At 67.2% G+C, this 14676-nt stretch carries 14 protein-coding genes; 7 read left to right on the top strand and 7 right to left on the bottom strand.

The window, feature by feature from the left end:
• Positions 1–3 precede the first annotated feature (3 nt).
• A complete protein-coding gene (locus V3572_RS13220; RefSeq protein WP_332111484.1) occupies positions 4–393 on the bottom strand; it encodes a hypothetical protein in 390 nt (129 codons plus the stop codon).
• A gap of 323 nt (positions 394–716) precedes the next feature.
• Here V3572_RS13220 and V3572_RS13215 point away from each other — a divergent pair, with 323 nt between their 5' ends.
• Both V3572_RS13215 and V3572_RS13210 read left to right on the top strand, forming a co-directional pair.
• Complete coding sequence (locus V3572_RS13215) at positions 717–1184, top strand: chemotaxis protein CheX (protein WP_332111483.1); 468 nt, start codon at positions 717–719, stop codon at positions 1182–1184.
• Positions 1185–1230: 46 nt separating this feature from the next.
• Positions 1231–3276 carry a protein-disulfide reductase DsbD family protein gene (locus V3572_RS13210; RefSeq protein ID WP_332111482.1) on the top strand — a complete coding sequence of 682 codons (2046 nt, stop codon included), beginning with the start codon at positions 1231–1233 and terminating at the stop codon, positions 3274–3276.
• A 134-nt stretch (positions 3277–3410) separates the two neighbouring features.
• Here the strand turns inward: V3572_RS13210 and V3572_RS13205 are convergent, their stop codons facing one another.
• The 4 genes from V3572_RS13205 to V3572_RS13190 all read right to left on the bottom strand — a co-directional run bounded on the left by V3572_RS13205 (position 3411) and on the right by V3572_RS13190 (position 8338).
• Positions 3411–4619, bottom strand: coding sequence for an agmatine deiminase family protein (locus V3572_RS13205; protein ID WP_332111481.1), 1209 nt, complete (start codon positions 4617–4619; stop codon positions 3411–3413).
• 404 nt (positions 4620–5023) lie between these two features.
• The gene (locus V3572_RS13200; RefSeq protein ID WP_332111480.1) at positions 5024–6262 is read right to left on the bottom strand and encodes a molybdopterin molybdotransferase MoeA; all 1239 of its coding nucleotides are present in this window, start codon (positions 6260–6262) and stop codon (positions 5024–5026) included.
• A complete protein-coding gene (locus V3572_RS13195) occupies positions 6259–7308 on the bottom strand; it encodes a glycosyltransferase family 4 protein (RefSeq protein ID WP_332111479.1) in 1050 nt (349 codons plus the stop codon). Before V3572_RS13195 ends, V3572_RS13200 begins: the two co-directional genes overlap by 4 nt.
• A 13-nt stretch (positions 7309–7321) precedes the next feature.
• On the bottom strand, positions 7322–8338 hold the full coding sequence (locus V3572_RS13190; RefSeq protein WP_332111478.1) for a glucokinase: 1017 nt from the start codon (positions 8336–8338) through the stop codon (positions 7322–7324).
• Positions 8339–8532: 194 nt separating this feature from the next.
• On the opposite strand from V3572_RS13190, the gene V3572_RS13185 reads away from it, so the two are divergent.
• The 3 genes from V3572_RS13185 (at position 8533) to V3572_RS13175 (ending at position 12708) form a co-directional block, all read left to right on the top strand.
• Positions 8533–9168 carry a LysE family transporter gene (locus V3572_RS13185; protein WP_332111477.1) on the top strand — a complete coding sequence of 212 codons (636 nt, stop codon included), beginning with the start codon at positions 8533–8535 and terminating at the stop codon, positions 9166–9168.
• A gap of 105 nt (positions 9169–9273) precedes the next feature.
• Positions 9274–10164, top strand: coding sequence for a carbon-nitrogen hydrolase (locus tag V3572_RS13180; RefSeq protein ID WP_332111476.1), 891 nt, complete (start codon positions 9274–9276; stop codon positions 10162–10164).
• Positions 10165–10773: 609 nt separating this feature from the next.
• Positions 10774–12708, top strand: coding sequence for a molybdopterin biosynthesis protein (locus V3572_RS13175; protein WP_332111475.1), 1935 nt, complete (start codon positions 10774–10776; stop codon positions 12706–12708).
• A gap of 21 nt (positions 12709–12729) precedes the next feature.
• Here V3572_RS13175 and V3572_RS13170 read toward each other — a convergent pair whose 3' ends face one another.
• Positions 12730–13167 (bottom strand): hypothetical protein, encoded by a 438-nt coding sequence (locus tag V3572_RS13170; RefSeq protein ID WP_332111474.1) that lies wholly within the window; start codon positions 13165–13167, stop codon positions 12730–12732.
• Complete coding sequence (locus tag V3572_RS13165; RefSeq protein WP_332111473.1) at positions 13164–13391, bottom strand: DUF4160 domain-containing protein; 228 nt, start codon at positions 13389–13391, stop codon at positions 13164–13166. Before V3572_RS13165 ends, V3572_RS13170 begins: the two co-directional genes overlap by 4 nt.
• 171 nt (positions 13392–13562) lie before the next feature.
• Between V3572_RS13165 and V3572_RS13160 the strand changes: the two genes are divergently transcribed.
• Positions 13563–14363, top strand: a complete 801-nt coding sequence (locus V3572_RS13160; protein WP_332111472.1) for a ZIP family metal transporter — start codon at positions 13563–13565, stop codon at positions 14361–14363.
• Positions 14364–14462: 99 nt separating this feature from the next.
• A partial coding sequence (locus tag V3572_RS13155; RefSeq protein ID WP_332111471.1) for a TMEM165/GDT1 family protein occupies positions 14463–14676 on the top strand: 214 nt, incomplete at its 3' end.

The following is a 14676-nucleotide window of genomic DNA, read 5'->3' as shown; positions in this document are numbered from 1 at the left end:
TGGTCACAAATACCGTGACCACGCGGGTTTCCGACTCCATTGTCGAATGCGCCCGGGGGCGGCCCGCTCGAAACGGGTGTGCCCTGGCCGGGGTCGCGCGGTTTTGGAATCCTGGGAACGCGCCCCGAATCCGGCCGTGGTGGTCCGTGTGGACCGAAAACCGCTCTTGGGACCGGGTTTCTCCGGCCGCGCCCCGCTGCGGGAATAGTTTTTATATCCGGCCCGGGCGGCGCGAAGATTGCGCAACACCCCTTGCAGGTGATCCAGGATCTCCTGCAAAATGGTCTTGGTGCGGCATAGCTGCTGTTCCAGGGCCACCCAGTCGGTGGACGAGGCGGGGCCTCCCCGGGTGCGGCCGGAATCGGCCCTGGCCTGGGAGGAGTGCATGGACATCCCGGTCAGTTCCCCGACCCGCAGGTCTGGCCGGAACCACCGGACGACAAAGAAAAACGCCCCCTGAGACGGGTGTGTCCCGGGAGCGTCGGCCGTGCGCGGAAGTGCTGTTTCATTTCGTTTGTATCGATCCAGGTTTTTATGGCCATTACCCAATTCGCAACGAAATGGCAAGCGGCCCATGCCGGGGCTCCCGCCCCCCGGCATGGGCCTCCGGGAGATGACAGGCGGCGCCGTTTTGGTGTAGGAGCATGCATGTCGCCCCTTCGGCGCCCTCTGCATCCGGGGTTTTGCGACAAACGCCACCACCGAAAGGACCATCCATGAAGCCCACCGACGCCGAAGTCGCCAAACCTTTTGTCGATGCCACAAAGCATGTCCTGTCCATGATGGCCCAGCTCGACCCCTCCGCAGGCAAGCCCTATGTCAAAAAGGGCAGTTCCGCCACCGGCGACGTCTCGGCCGTGGTCGGCGTGACCGGCGACAAGCACGGCAGCATCTCCCTGAGCTTTTCCAAAAAGTGCGCCATCGCCATCGTCAAGAACATGCTCGGCGACGACATTGTGGACATCATCCAGGACGCCAAGGATGCGGTGGGCGAGGTGACCAACATGATCTCCGGACAGGCCCGGGCGGGATTGAGCCAACTTGGCCTGAACCTGCAATCCTCGACCCCCACGGTGATCTTCGGCGACAACCACACCATCAGCCATGTCTCCAGCGGTGCGGTCATCGCCATCCCCTTCTCCACGGAGTTCGGGGACTTCACGCTGGAATTCTGCTTCGAATAGCCCCGGGGACCGACATGTCACCTCGAAGCGCACCCGCCCCGGGCGCATGACCCAACCTGCGGCCGCCGGGCTGCACGTTCCGCGCTTCGTGAAGGCCGACCGCACCGTGACACGACATCCGCTCCGCCTCCTCTCCTGCCTGCTGATCCCCTGCATCCTGGCCATGCTTGGCGCAGGGGCCATGGCCCAGACCGCCCCGGCCGCCCCGGGGGCGGCCTCTCTCCTGCCGCCGGGACAAAGCGCCGCGCCCAAGGCCGTCCCCGTGGTGCTGGAAACCTCGCTTTTCACCCTGCCTCCCGGCCCGGACGGGGGACGGCTGGCCGTTTTGCTGTTCACCCCGGCCCCGGGCTGGCACGCCTACAGCCACATGCCCGGCGACACCGGCCAGCCCGCCTCGGCCTCCCTGCGCCTTCTGCCCGAGGGCGCCCCGCTGCCGGTCTCTTTTCCCGAGGGCAGGCAAAAGCCCGACCTCTTCGAGCCGGAAAAGACCGCCAACATCCACGACGCCCCCACCCGGGTCTTCGTGGCCCTGCCGCCGGAGGCCGCAAAGGGATCGCGCCTGGCCGGAACCCTGAACCTGTTTTTATGTTCCGCCACGAGCTGCTGGCCCGTCGCCCTGCCCGTGGATCTGCCCCTGGACGCGGCGACGCCTCCGCCTCCGGCCGAAACCCAGCCCTGGTGGCCGGAGTTCGACGCCGCCAAGGCCGCCACGGCCAAGGTCGCGGCCATGGCCCCGCCGGAGACGGCCCCGGACGCCCCGGCGGCAGTCCCAAATACAGCCCCGGATGCGGCCGGAACGTCCGTTGCAACCCCGGCCCTGACCCCGCGCTCGCACACCCCCTCCCTGGAGGTGGCCGGGCTTTTGAAGGCGGCCCTGCTGGCCTTTCTGGCCGGGTTCATCCTCAACTTCATGCCCTGCGTGCTGCCCGTGGTGAGCCTGAAATTGAGCAGCCTTCTGGCTGTGTGCGGCCACGAAAACGCCACGGCCCGGCACCGCATCCTGCGCGAACACAACCTCTTTTTCGCCCTGGGGATCATGGTCTACTTTCTGGCCCTGAGCCTGTTTCTGTGGCTGGCCGGGATGGCCTGGGGGCAGATCTTTCAGTCCACCACCCTGACCCTGAGCCTGACCGTGGTCCTTTTCGCCCTGACCATGAGCCTTTTCGGGGTGTTCCATCTGCCGGTGATCGACCTGAAGATGCCGGGGAAGGCCACGGGCGACTCCCGTACCGGCGCGTTTCTGACCGGCGTGTTGGCCACGCTTCTGGCCACGCCGTGCAGCGGCCCGTTTCTGGGCGGGGTTTTGGCCTGGACGCTTCTGCAACCCCTGGCCACGGTCATGGCCGTGTTCACCTGCCTGGGGCTGGGCATGGCCCTGCCCTACATCCTGTTCGCCATCTGGCCGCAACTGGCCCGGTTCATGCCCCGGCCCGGGAACTGGATGGTGTCGCTGGAACAGGGGATGGGATTCTTGCTGGCCGGTTCCTGCATCTACTTCCTGACCATCCTGCCCACGGACAAGCTCGTGCCCGCGCTTTTGGCCCTGTGGGCCACGGCCCTGGCCGCCTGGGTCTGGGGACGGTTCACCAACCTGTCCCAGTCCGGGCTGCACCGGTTCGTGGTGCGCGGGGCGGCGGTGCTCCTGGTGGTCGCGGCCACGACCTTCGCCGCCGCCGACCGGGAGCCGCCGCGTCTGGCCTGGGTGGCCTGGACCCCGGCCGAATTCGCGGCCCGGCACGGCCGGGAGAACCTGCTGGTGACCTTCACCGCCGACTGGTGCCCCACCTGCAAGCTTTTGGAGCGCACGGTGCTGGTCCCGAACACCCTGGGGCCGCTGGTGGAAAAATACGGCCTGACGCTTATGCACGCCGACCTGACCAGCCAGTCCCCCGAGGCCATGGCCCTGCTGGCCGCCCTGGGCAGCCGCTCCATCCCCCTGACCGCGCTTTTCCCGGCCGGGGCGGGGGCCTCGGCCCCTGTCGTGCTGCGCGACCTGTACACCGGCGCGGCCCTTGGCGAGGCCATGGACGAGGCCTTCGCCGCCACGCCTCCCGCGAAAAAAGGCGTCCTGGCCCCCTCGTCTCGCCCCTGAGGATACAAATCCTCATCCTTCAAAGGCGTTGGTTTCGCCTTTCCCGCCGCCATGTTCGAGGACGCCGCAGACGGCCTTCCTCCGCCCCCGTTCCGGCGGTCCCCGGCCACATCGCCTGCCCGGGACGTCCCCGCTCACTCCTCCCCCGTGGGCTCCTCGTGGGTCAGGCAGTGCACCGCGCCGAACCCCCAGGCCAGCTCCACGGCGTGGACGCCGTGCACCGCCCGGCCCGGAAAGCAGTCGGCCACAATCGACAGGGCCTTGCGGTCGCGGGGATCGTTGAAGGTGGGGACCAGCACCACGTGGTTGCCGATGTAGAAATTGGCGTAGCTGGCCGGGAGCCGCACCCCCTTGTAGGCCAGGGGGGCGGGCATGGGCAGATCGATCACCGTCAGATGCGCCCCGCAGGCCAGGCGCGCCCCGGCCAGCCGTTCCCGATTCTCGGCCAGGACGCGGTGGTTGACGTCGCATGGGTCGCCCTCGCGGCACAAGACCACCGTGTCCGGCCCCACGAAACGGCAAAAATCGTCCACATGGCCGTGGGTGTCGTCCCCGGCGACGCCCCGGCCCAGCCAAATGGCGTTTTTCACGCCAAGATGCGCGGCAAAGACCGCTTCATAGTCCGCACGCCCCAGGCCGGGATTGCGCACCTGGGTCGTCTGGTCCAGGAGGCATTCCTCGGTGGCCAATAGGTCGCCCCGGCCGTTGCCGTCCACGGCCCCGCCCTCCAGCACCACATGGCGCCCCGCGACGGCCGGTTCCTCCATGGAAAGCCCCAGGTGTCCGGCCACCAGGGGGGCGGCGGCGAGATCCTTGCGGTGATTGGGATATTTGCCCCAGCCGTTGAAGGCGAAGCGCACGGCGGTGAGGGGCGCGGGTGTTGGCGGCGTGCATGCCCCACCCGGCTGAACCGACCCGACTGGCCCGACTGGCCCGGCTGGCCCGGCTGGCTGGTCCGACTGGTCCGACTGGTCCGGGACGCCGGGACAGGCCGACGGAGTCGGGGGGGTCGGGGGGAGCGACGAGCGCACGAAAAAGGGTAGGATGTCCCGGGTCCAGTTGCGGTCCAGGTCCATCGGGACGAACTCGACATGCGACATGTCCGCGCCCGAATCCGTAAGCATGCGCCGGGCCTCGGCCCGGCGGCCGTCGCTTACGACCAGGAGCCGCACGGTTTGGGAGCGGGACAGGAGGCGGATCATCTCCACAAAGGCCCATTTGACGGCGGCGAATTTCCCCGGCCAGTCGTTTGGGTTGTGGGGCCAGCCCATCCAGACCGCGCGTTGCGGGTCGAATTCGGCAGGCAGGCGTTTATGCAGCGGCGGCGCGGAAACTTTTTTCATGGCGGTGACTGGGGTGGTTGGGATGGTTGGGATGGTTGGCAGGCCGGGCTCGGGGTTTGCGACACAGTGCGGCGGCAGCAACGCTCAGCAAGGCTTCGCGCAGCCGCCTGCCTGTGCGCAAACCCGTCGCCCGGCCAGGGCATTTTCCTTTCATGCGGCCATCCGCGTAAGAAAAAAGAATCTTTGTTTGGTTTAAAGACATTTCATGTCTTTTGGGTGGGGCGCAAACCCGTCGCCCGGCCGGGAAATATGGTGCAGCGTGGACGCCTGAAGAGGCGCCGCGTTCGATCCCTTTTTGTTTCATTCCTCGTTTCCCCGCCGCCTGTCCGGGGGGTCCGGGGGGAATGATTCCCCCGGGCGGGGAGGGGTTCGGGGAGAGGCCTGCGGCCCCTCCCCGACGCTCCTCACAATGGCCGCACCGCCACGCGGCTGCCTGCCTCCAGCCCTTCGCAGGCGGCGTCGATGGCCACCAGGCCGTCGGCGTCGAGGAGGGTCTTGAGCAGTCCCGAGCGCCCGAGCACGGGATGGGCCAGGGGGATGTCGCCGTCGCCGTATTCCAGGCGCACCCGGACATGGTCTTCGCGGCCCGGTTTCGAGGCCAGGTTGCGGGCCAGCGTGGCCGGGAAGGTGAAGGGTTTGCGGGTCAGCGCCTGCGGGTCGCCCATGAGGCGTTCGATCAGGGGCCTGCCGAAAAGGGTCATGACCACCTGGGCGGAGGTGACCTGTCCGGGCAAACCGATGACGGGTTTATGCCCCACGCGGGCCAGGATGGTGGGCTTGCCGGGGCTTAGGGCCACGCCGTGGGCCAGGATCTCCGAATCGGGCAGGGCGGCCAGGGCGGCCAGGGTGAAGTCGCGCGCCCCCACGGAGCTGCCGCCGGACACGAGCACGGCGTCGCAATCGGCCACGGCCCGGGCCAGGGCGGCATGGATGGCCTGCTGGTCGTCGGGCGCAAGCCCAAGGGCCACGGGCTCAGCCCCGAAATCGCAGAGCAGGGCGCACAGGGTGTGGGTGTTGACGTCGCGGACGCCCCCCGGCGGCGGCGTGACATGGATGGACGTCAGTTCGTCCCCGGTGGACAAGACGGCCACCCGGGGCCGACCGCCGACGGCGGGCCGGGTGACCCCCAGGGCGGCCAGAAGGCCGATCTCCTGGGCGCGCAACCGGCGTCCGGCGGCAAGCGCCGCCTGTCCAATCCGGGCGTCGTCGCCCGCGTGCATGACATGGTCGCCCGGGGCTGCGAACTTGCGAAATTCCACGGCGCCAGCGCCCATGTCCAGGGTATGCTCGACCATGACCACGGCGTCGGCCCCCTCGGGGAGCATGCCGCCGGTGACGATGCGGGCGCAGGTTCCCGGGGGCAGGGAGTGGTCCGGGATGACGCCGATGGGCACGTCCATGGCGCAGTCCAGGTAGGCGGGGTTGGCCTCACCGGCCCCGAAGACGTCGGCGGCGCGCACGGCGTAGCCGTCCATGGCCGCCCGGGAACGCGGCGGCAGATCTTCGGCGGCCACCACGTCCCGGGCCAGAAACCTCCCCCGGGCGGCGTCGAGTTCCACGGTTTCGGCGGCAAGCGGCGGGAAATGGCCCAGAAGCTCCAGGAACCGGGCCGGGGAGACGACGCGGAAAAAATCTTTGTTCATGGGATGGTCCGTGTGGGCTGTGGCCTGAGCAGCATGTCCGCGACAAGCGCCAGGGCCTTTTCGATCTGGGGGGCGCTGGCGAAGCGCCGGGCGTTGTCCTGGCAGATTTTCGGGGGCACGCCAAGGGCCTCGCGCACGGCCCCGGGCAGCTCCTCCGGGGCGGAAAACAGCACGCCGCCCCGGCCCAGGGTTTCCCGGCAGGCCCCCCGATCCAGCGCGGCCACGGGAATGCCGTTCAGGTTGGCCTCCACGATGACCCGGCCAAAGGTCTCTTCGAACAGTGAGGCCACCACCAGACAGGCCGTATGGGCATAGATGGGCCGCATGTCCGAGGCGTACCCCACATGCCGCACGTTGCGGCAGGCCGCCAACCGCGTTTCCCGGCCAGGCGCAAGGGGGCCGCAGATCAGGCAGGGACGCCCCAGTCGGGGGGCCTGCTCCAAAAACATGTCCACCCCTTTGTGGGCCAGCCCGCTGGCCAGGGTGACGAACATCCGGGGCGACGCGCTCGGGATGGATGTCGCTTGGTAGTCCTTTTCCTCAATGATCGGAAAAACCACCTCGGCCCGGATGCCGGAGAGTTCGCGCAGGCGCCGTTTCATATAGACGCTGTTGGCCACCACCATGTCGGCCCGCTTCAGGGCGTTCAGGTTGGCGGCATGGTCGATGCGGCAGCCTTCGAAACACTCCTGCGGGGCGTAGCCGATCAGATCCACCACAAACAGGCAGGTGCGCAGATTCCGGGCGAAGGCGCACTCCAGCACCTCCGTGCCGCCCCAGCCCTGGGTGATGACCAGGTCCGGGCGCATCCGGTCCATGATCCCGGCGGCCTCGGCCGTGAAATCCCGCACGACGCTGGCGGAAAAGGGCTCGCCGTCCACGGTGTGGGACTGGCCGTCCGGCCGTTGCGCATTGACCGACGTCACGTCGTATCCGGCCCGGGCCAGGGCCCGCAACAGGGGAACCATGCTCAGGCTGGCCCCGCCCACGGCCGGAAAAAGATCCCGGGCGGCGAAGAGCAGACGTCCTTTAGCGGGTCTGGCCATGATCCTCCCGGTATCAGGAAGGCGGTGTGCGGCCAAGGAGCAGATGGGCGCACAGGGCCGCGCCGAAAAGCCCCATGTCGTGACGCCGGGCCAGGGACACCGGAATCGCCGACAGGTAACCGGCCATGGAGGGCGAATCGACAAATTCCTGGGCAAAACGCGGATGCGTGACCAGGAAGGGATTTTTGGCGGCCACGCCGCCGCTTATGTACATCCCGCCCCCGGCCAGGACCGTCAGGGCATAATCCCTGGCCGCCCGGCCGTAGAAGCCTGCAAACCAGGCCACGGTTTCGCTCTCCGGGGCAAGTTCCGCCGCCACCTCGGCCGGAGACAGGTCGCGGCCGGTCAGGTAGCGGTGGACCAGGGACAGCCCGAGCCCCGAGAGCACAACGTCGCCCCGGGGATAGGACTCGCCCGTAACCTCGGCCACAAGCCGCAGATAGTCCTGCTCCTCGCGGCGAAAATAGCGTGAGGCATGGCCGCCCTCGGCCGAAAGCACCTGATGCCCGCCGCCCGCCAGGGGCGCCAGGGCGGCCATGCCAAGCCCGGTTCCCGCGCCCATGACCCCGCGCACCTTGCCCGGGTTGAAGTAGCCGGGCAGGATCGACAGGCATTCGTCCGCCAACGGCGTGCGAAAGGCCTGGGCCTGGGCTGCAAAATCGTTGACCAGGGCCGCGTTTTTGAGCCCGAAGCGCGGGGCGTCGCGGTCCAGGTCCATGTTCCAGGGGATGTTGGCGAAGGTGCAGGTTTTGTCCGAGGCCGTGCCCATAATGCCCACCGGGCCGGACATGGGGCCGGGTACGGCGAAGACCGCCGCGTCGGCGTCGGCCGGTCGCAACGGGAAATCCGACCCGCCCAGGGCCGCCAGCATATCCGCAAAACACACCGCTTCGCGGGTGGACAGCCAAAGATTATGGGCCTGTTCGATGCGCCCGTCGGGATACGACAGGAAATGGCCGAAACGGCTGTTGGTGCCGCCGATGTCCGCAGCCAGAAGATGCCTGACGCCGCCGTCCATCTCCACCGTCATGTCGCCTCCCTGTTGCGGACGCCAAAGGCCCGCCAAAATCCGAATATCCGGCCTTGATGCCGCACGCGTTTGCGGATACCTCAAGGCCGCCGCCCGAAAGCGTACCCGGCGGCCATGGATGCGTCGTGACCGAGTCGTGTCGGTGATGCTAACACGGCGCCATCAGAAAGAAAAACCCGGGGGAAGGCCCGACCATGACCGATATTCCCGCCTTTTTCGCCGCCGGGGCGGCGCTCGGGGCCAGCGCCGGGTTCTCCCCGGGCCCCCTTTTGACCCTGGTCATGGCCCAAACCCTGGCCCACGGGCCGCGCGAGGGCGTCAAGGTGGCCATGGCCCCCTTGCTCACCGACGTCCCCATGCTCGCCGCATCCCTTTTGGCCCTGTCCTTCGTGCAGGACCGCCCCGCCATCCTGGGCGTGCTGTCCCTGGCCGGGGCCGCCGTGGTGGCGTTCTACGGATGGGAATGCCTGCGCGCCCGGCCCCTCTCCCTGCCGGATATCCGCGTTGCGCCCGGGTCGCTCAAAAAAGGCGTCATCGCCAACTTTTTAAATCCCCACCCCTATGTTTTCTGGGCCACCGTGGGCGCGCCAGCCACCCTGGCAGCAGCCCGCTCCCCGGGAGGCCTTGGCGCCGCTGCCGCGTTCCTCAGCGGCTTCTACCTGTGTCTGGTGGGGGCCAAGGTCTGCGCGGCGCTTGTGACCGGCCGCTTCCGCTCCTTCCTGGGCAGCCGGGGATACGCCCTGCTCATGCGGCTTCTGGGACTGGCCCTTTTCGTCTTCGCCGCGTTTTTCGTGCGCGACGCCGGGCAGTTCTTCGGACTCTTCCCCTGACCCCGCCCCGGGCCCTCCCGGACGCCTTGTGTCTGCCTTGAGCTATGCCGAAAATGACCGTATATTGCCATCCATCCGCATAGCCCCGCTTCGCAAGGAGACCCCATGACCGCGCCTTTCACCGCCGGACTCATCCAAATGGCCCCGGCCAAAACCAAGGCCGCTTCCCTGGCCAAGGCCGCCACCCTCATCCATGAGGCCGCAGCCTGCGGGGCCAATGTGGTCTGCCTGCCGGAACTCTTCACCACGCCGTACTTCTGCCGCACCCAGGACCATGCCGCCTTCGACCTGGCCGAGCCCATCCCCGGTCCCACCACCCAGGCCATGGCCAAGGCCGCCCGGGACAACGACGTCACCGTCATCGCCCCGCTCTTCGAACGCCGCGGCCCGGGGCTGTACCACAACACCCTGGCCGTCATCGGCCCCGAGGGTGAGGTGACCGGCATCTATCGCAAAATGCATATTCCCCACGACCCGGGCTTTGAGGAAAAATTCTACTTCACGCCCGGCGACCTGGGGTTTCGGGCCTTCCCCACCCCGCACGGCAAAATCGGCGCGCTCATCTGCTGGGACCAGTGGTTCCCCGAGGCCGCCCGGGCCACGGCCCTTCTCGGCGCAATCATGATCTTCTACCCCACGGCCATCGGCTGGCACCCCTCGGAAAAGGCCGAATTCGGGGAAACCCAGCGCGATGCCTGGATGACCGTGCAACGCAGCCACGCCATCACCAACGGCCTCTACGTGGCCGCCGTCAACCGCGTGGGCGTCGAAGGCACGGGCAAGGCCTACGCCGGAAGCCTGGAATTCTGGGGATCGTCCTTTGTGGCCGACCCCATGGGACGCATCCTCGCCCAGGCCGAAACCAGCGCCGAAACCATCCTCACCGCAGACATAAACCCCGCCCTGGTGGAACAGACCCGCCGCCATTGGCCGTTTCTGCGCGACCGCCGGGTGGATGCCTACGACGGGCTGACCGAGCTGTGGGGAGAAGAGTGATCGGGGAGAGGCCAGCGGCCCCTCCCCGCCCGGGGGGAATCATTCCCCCCGGTCCCCCTGACGGGGCAGCGGGGAAAAGATGAATGAGACAAAAAGGGATCGAACGCGGCGCTTTTTCAGGCGTCCACGCTGTACCATATTTCCCGGCCGGGCGACGGGTTAACGCCCCACCAAAAAGACATGAAATGTCTTTTAACCAAACAAGGATTCTTTTTTCTTTCGAGGATGTCCACATGAGAGAGAAATGCCCCGACCGGGCGACGGGTTTGCACCCCACCCAAAAGACATGAAATGTCTTTTTACCAAACAAAGATTCTTTTTTCTTTCGCGGATGCCCGCATGAGAGAGAAATGTCCTGGCCGGGCGACAGGTTTGCACCCAACAAAAAATACATGAAATGTATTTTCACCAAACAAAGTTTCTTTTTTCTTTCGCGGATGTCCGCATGAGAGAGAAATGGCCGGGCCGGGCGACGGGTTTACGCACAGGCAGGCGGCTGCGCGAAGCCTTGCTGAGCGTTGCTGTCGCCGCACTGTGTCGCAAACCCCGAGCCCGGCGAACCAACCTAACTCCTGAAACAAACAGACGAATAGAACTCCTGGACACCAAATGAAGCGCAACATTTACCTCAAGATGATCCCCCTGGAAGACGCCGTGACGCGCGTCAAAAACGCCCTGGACCGCCAGTCCCTGGTCGGCGTCGAAACCATCCCCGTGCAGCACGCCGCCGGCCGCGTCACCGCCGAACCGGTCATCGCCCGCTATTCTTCGCCCACGTTCCACGGCGCAGCCATGGACGGCATCGCCGTGCGGGCCGAATCCACCTTCGCCGCCCGCGAGGGCGCGCCCGTGCGCCTGGCCCCCGGCCGCGACTTCGGTTTCGTCAATACCGGCAACCGCCTGCCCGACGGCATGGACGCCGTGATCATGATTGAAAACGTGGTCATGGACGGCGACACCGCCGCCATCGAGGCCCCGGCCGCGCCCTGGTCGCACGTGCGCCGCATCGGCGAGGACATCGTGGCCACGGAGATGATCCTGCCGCGCCATCGCCGCATCACCCCCTACGACGTGGGGGCGCTTTTGTCCTGCGGGGTCTACGACATCGCGGTCTACGAGACGGTGCGCATCGCCATCATCCCCACCGGCGACGAGATCATGGACTTTACCTTGCGCCCCGAGCCGGGGCCGGGGCAGGTGGTGGAGAGCAATTCGATGATGCTGTGCGCCCTGGCCGAATCGTTGGGATTTTCCGCCCGCCGCCTGCCGCCCGTTCCCGACGACCCCGAGGCCCTGGCTGCGGCCTTCGAGACGGCGCTCTCCTCGGACGTCCACGCCGTGGTGCTGGTGGCCGGGTCGTCGGCCGGGAGCAAGGACTTTTCCCGCTCCACCATCGCCCGCTTCGGCGAGGTGTTGGTGCATGGGGTGTCGGCCATGCCGGGCAAACCGTCGATTCTGGGCGTGTGTCGGGGCAAGCTGGCCGTGGGCGCGCCGGGCTATCCGGTCAGCGCCGTGGTCTGTTTCGAGGAGCTTTTGAGCCCCGTGTGCGCCTGGCTGGGCCGCGCCGCCCCCAAATGCCGCCAGACCATCTCGGCCCGGCTGGCCCGGGCCATGCCGTCCCGGCTGGGGCTTGTGGAATTCGTGCGGCTGGCCGTGGGCCGGGTGGGGGAAACCTATGTCGGCCTGCCGCTTGGGCGCGGGGCGGGCATGATGACCACCCTGACCAAGGCCCAGGCCGTGACCCGCATCCCGGCCGACGCCGAGGGCGTGGAGGCCGGGAGAATGGTCCGGGCCGAGCTTCTGGTGGAGACGGATGACCTGGACCGGACGCTGGTGGCCGTGGGCAGCCACGACAACACCCTGGACATCCTGGCGGACATGCTCATGCGCCGGGACGAGCCGGTACGGCTGGCGTCGAGCCATGTGGGCAGCATGGGGGGCCTGACGGCCCTCAAATCCGGCGCGGCCCTGCTGGCCGGATCGCACCTGTTCGATCCGGAGACGGGCGACTTCAATTTCCCGTTTTTGGCCAAGTACCTGCCGGACATGGATCTGGTGGCCGTGAACCTGGCCCTGCGGCATCAGGGGTTCATCATCGCCCCGGGCAATCCCAAGGGCATCCGGGGCGTGGCCGATCTGGCCAAGCCAGGGGTGCGCTTCGTGAACCGGCAGCGCGGCGCGGGGACGCGGATTCTTTTTGACCATCACCTGCGCCAGGCAGGGGTCGATCCCGGCCAGGTGGCGGGCTACGGCCACGAGGAATTCACGCACATGGCCGTGGCCGTGAACGTGCAGACCGGCGCGGCGGATTGCGGCATGGGGGTCTATTCGGCGGCCAAGGCCCTGTCGCTGGATTTTCTGCCCGTGGCCCGGGAGCGCTACGACCTGATCATTCCCCGGGCCTACCTGGAGGATCCGAAGATCCAGGCGGTCCTGGCGGTCATCGGCACGGACGAGTTCAAGGCCCGGGTGGCGGCCCTGGGCGGCTACGAGACGCAGCTCACGGGCCGGTTCATGGCCCCGGGCATGGGGCTTGGGGAATAGGCGGATGGCGACGGCGGGCCGTCATCGGGCGGATTTGTCGTGTTCGACCCCACGGCAGGCCAGCATGACCACCCGGGGGATGGTCCGCCCGCCGGACTTGTAATAGGCCACGGCCCGGCGGGTGAGGCCAAGTTCCTTGGCCGCCGTGGTGAGCGACATGCCCAGACGGTCGAGCCAGGCCGCGAAATCCGCAGGCGACATGGCTCGTCCGGCCTGTTCCTCGGCCAGCCGCCACAGGGTGTCGCCGCCGACCTCCAAAATGCCCGGCCATTCCACGCTGCCGCCGTATTCGCCAACACAGGCCGTGGTGAAAACGTCCGACTCGGCGAGCGCGGCCCATTTCCCAACGGCCATCCCCGCAAGGTTCACGATGCGTTCACCTTCGCCGGAGAACGCCAGGCGCAGGGCAAGGCCCGGCAGGGCCGCAACCATGGTGATGCGGGGATAGTTCTCGCTCATCCGTTGAGCTCCTCCCAGGCCGCCGCAATGCGGTCGAAGTTTTCCGCCGCCCAGGCGCGGACCTCGCGCAGGACATCCCGGGGCGCACTCCCGGCCAGGACTTCAAGGGTTTCGGCATCCAACGCGCAACGAAAATCGGGGCCGATGACGTGGACGTGGATACGCCCGTGTTCCCAGGCGAAGACGGCCACCCGGACCTTGCCGAACCGTATCAACGTCCCCATGAGGGCAAAAATAATGAACCATGTTCACCAAGTCAATCCAGGAACGACATGACCGGCAATCCGCCTCGCAGATTTCTCCGGAAGGATATTCCACCCCGCCATTGACCGCCCCTTGCCCGCGCCTCTATACTCCGCCCCTCGGCAAACCCTTTCACCCCACCCGGCAACCCCATGTTCGCCAGTCTCGAAACCCTGCACCCCACCGTCCAGGCCCTCCTGGCCGGATGTTTCACCTGGGGGGTGACCGCGCTGGGCGCGGCCCTGGTCTTTTTCACCAAGACCGTGAACAAGCTTTTGCTCGATCTCATGCTCGGCTTTGCCGGGGGCGTGATGGTCGCAGCCAGCTTCTGGTCGCTACTGGCCCCGGCCATCGAGATGTCCGAGGGATCGTTTGTTCCGGCCGTGATCGGTTTTCTGACCGGGGGCCTGTTTTTGCGCTTGGTGGATTTCATTCTGCCCCACCTGCACCTGAACATGCCGCTCAAAAAGGCCGAGGGCATCCACACCACCTGGCGGCGGAGCGTGCTCCTGGTCTTGGCCATCACCCTGCACAATATTCCGGAAGGATTGGCCGTGGGCGTGGCCTTCGGCGGCGCTGCGGCGGGGTTCCCCTCGGCCTCCCTGGCCGGGGCCGTGGCCCTGGCCCTGGGCATCGGCCTGCAAAACTTCCCCGAGGGACTGGCCGTCTCCGCGCCGCTTCGCCGGGAAGGCTTTTCACGCCTCAAAAGTTTCTGGTACGGCCAGATGTCCGGGATCGTGGAGCCGGTTTTTGCGGTGATCGGGGCCTCGGTGGTGGTGGTCGCCACCCCCATCCTGCCCTATGCCCTGGCCTTTGCCGCCGGGGCCATGATCTTTGTGGTGGTTGAGGAGGTGGTCCCCGAATCCCAGGCCGGAGGCAACGCCGATCTGGCCACCCTGGCCTTTCTTGGCGGCTTCGCGGTCATGATGGGCCTGGACGTGGGGCTTGGCTAGCGGCGCGGCCGCGCGCGCTTTTCAGGCACGCGGCAGGCGGCGTTTCGATTTCTGGGCGCGGGGGCTCCCCGCAGAATACGGATTGAAGGATTGCGAATCATGGATTGGAAGCTTTTGGCGACAACCTTCGCCACGCTTTTCGTGGCGGAACTGGGCGACAAGACGCAGTTGGCCTGCGTGCTTTTGGCGGCCGACTCCAAAAAGCCCTGGACCGTATTCCTGGGGTCTTCCCTGGCGTTGGTGTCCGTCAGCCTCATCGGCGTGGTGTTCGCCAGCCTCATCTGCCAGTACATCTCCCCGATGATCATGAAAA

The organism is Desulfolutivibrio sp., from assembly GCF_036584575.1.
Classification (GTDB): Bacteria; Desulfobacterota; Desulfovibrionia; order Desulfovibrionales; family Desulfovibrionaceae; genus Desulfolutivibrio.
This window is presented reverse-complemented; position numbering and strand designations above follow the sequence as displayed.

Excerpts from the sequence above, each read along its gene's own strand:
- V3572_RS13220 (WP_332111484.1), bottom strand. The coding sequence starts at position 393 with ATGTCCATGCACTCCTCCCAGGCCAGGGCCGATTCCGGCCGCACCCGG.
- V3572_RS13210 (WP_332111482.1), top strand. The coding sequence starts at position 1,231 with ATGACCCAACCTGCGGCCGCCGGGCTGCACGTTCCGCGCTTCGTGAAG.
- V3572_RS13190 (WP_332111478.1), bottom strand. The coding sequence starts at position 8,338 with ATGACGGTGGAGATGGACGGCGGCGTCAGGCATCTTCTGGCTGCGGAC.
- V3572_RS13170 (WP_332111474.1), bottom strand. The coding sequence starts at position 13,167 with ATGAGCGAGAACTATCCCCGCATCACCATGGTTGCGGCCCTGCCGGGC.
- V3572_RS13185 (WP_332111477.1), top strand. The coding sequence starts at position 8,533 with ATGACCGATATTCCCGCCTTTTTCGCCGCCGGGGCGGCGCTCGGGGCC.
- V3572_RS13180 (WP_332111476.1), top strand. The coding sequence starts at position 9,274 with ATGACCGCGCCTTTCACCGCCGGACTCATCCAAATGGCCCCGGCCAAA.
- V3572_RS13215 (WP_332111483.1), top strand. The coding sequence starts at position 717 with ATGAAGCCCACCGACGCCGAAGTCGCCAAACCTTTTGTCGATGCCACA.
- V3572_RS13200 (WP_332111480.1), bottom strand. The coding sequence starts at position 6,262 with ATGAACAAAGATTTTTTCCGCGTCGTCTCCCCGGCCCGGTTCCTGGAG.
- V3572_RS13160 (WP_332111472.1), top strand. The coding sequence starts at position 13,563 with ATGTTCGCCAGTCTCGAAACCCTGCACCCCACCGTCCAGGCCCTCCTG.
- V3572_RS13205 (WP_332111481.1), bottom strand. The coding sequence starts at position 4,619 with ATGAAAAAAGTTTCCGCGCCGCCGCTGCATAAACGCCTGCCTGCCGAA.
- V3572_RS13175 (WP_332111475.1), top strand. The coding sequence starts at position 10,774 with ATGAAGCGCAACATTTACCTCAAGATGATCCCCCTGGAAGACGCCGTG.
- V3572_RS13195 (WP_332111479.1), bottom strand. The coding sequence starts at position 7,308 with ATGGCCAGACCCGCTAAAGGACGTCTGCTCTTCGCCGCCCGGGATCTT.
- V3572_RS13165 (WP_332111473.1), bottom strand. The coding sequence starts at position 13,391 with ATGGGGACGTTGATACGGTTCGGCAAGGTCCGGGTGGCCGTCTTCGCC.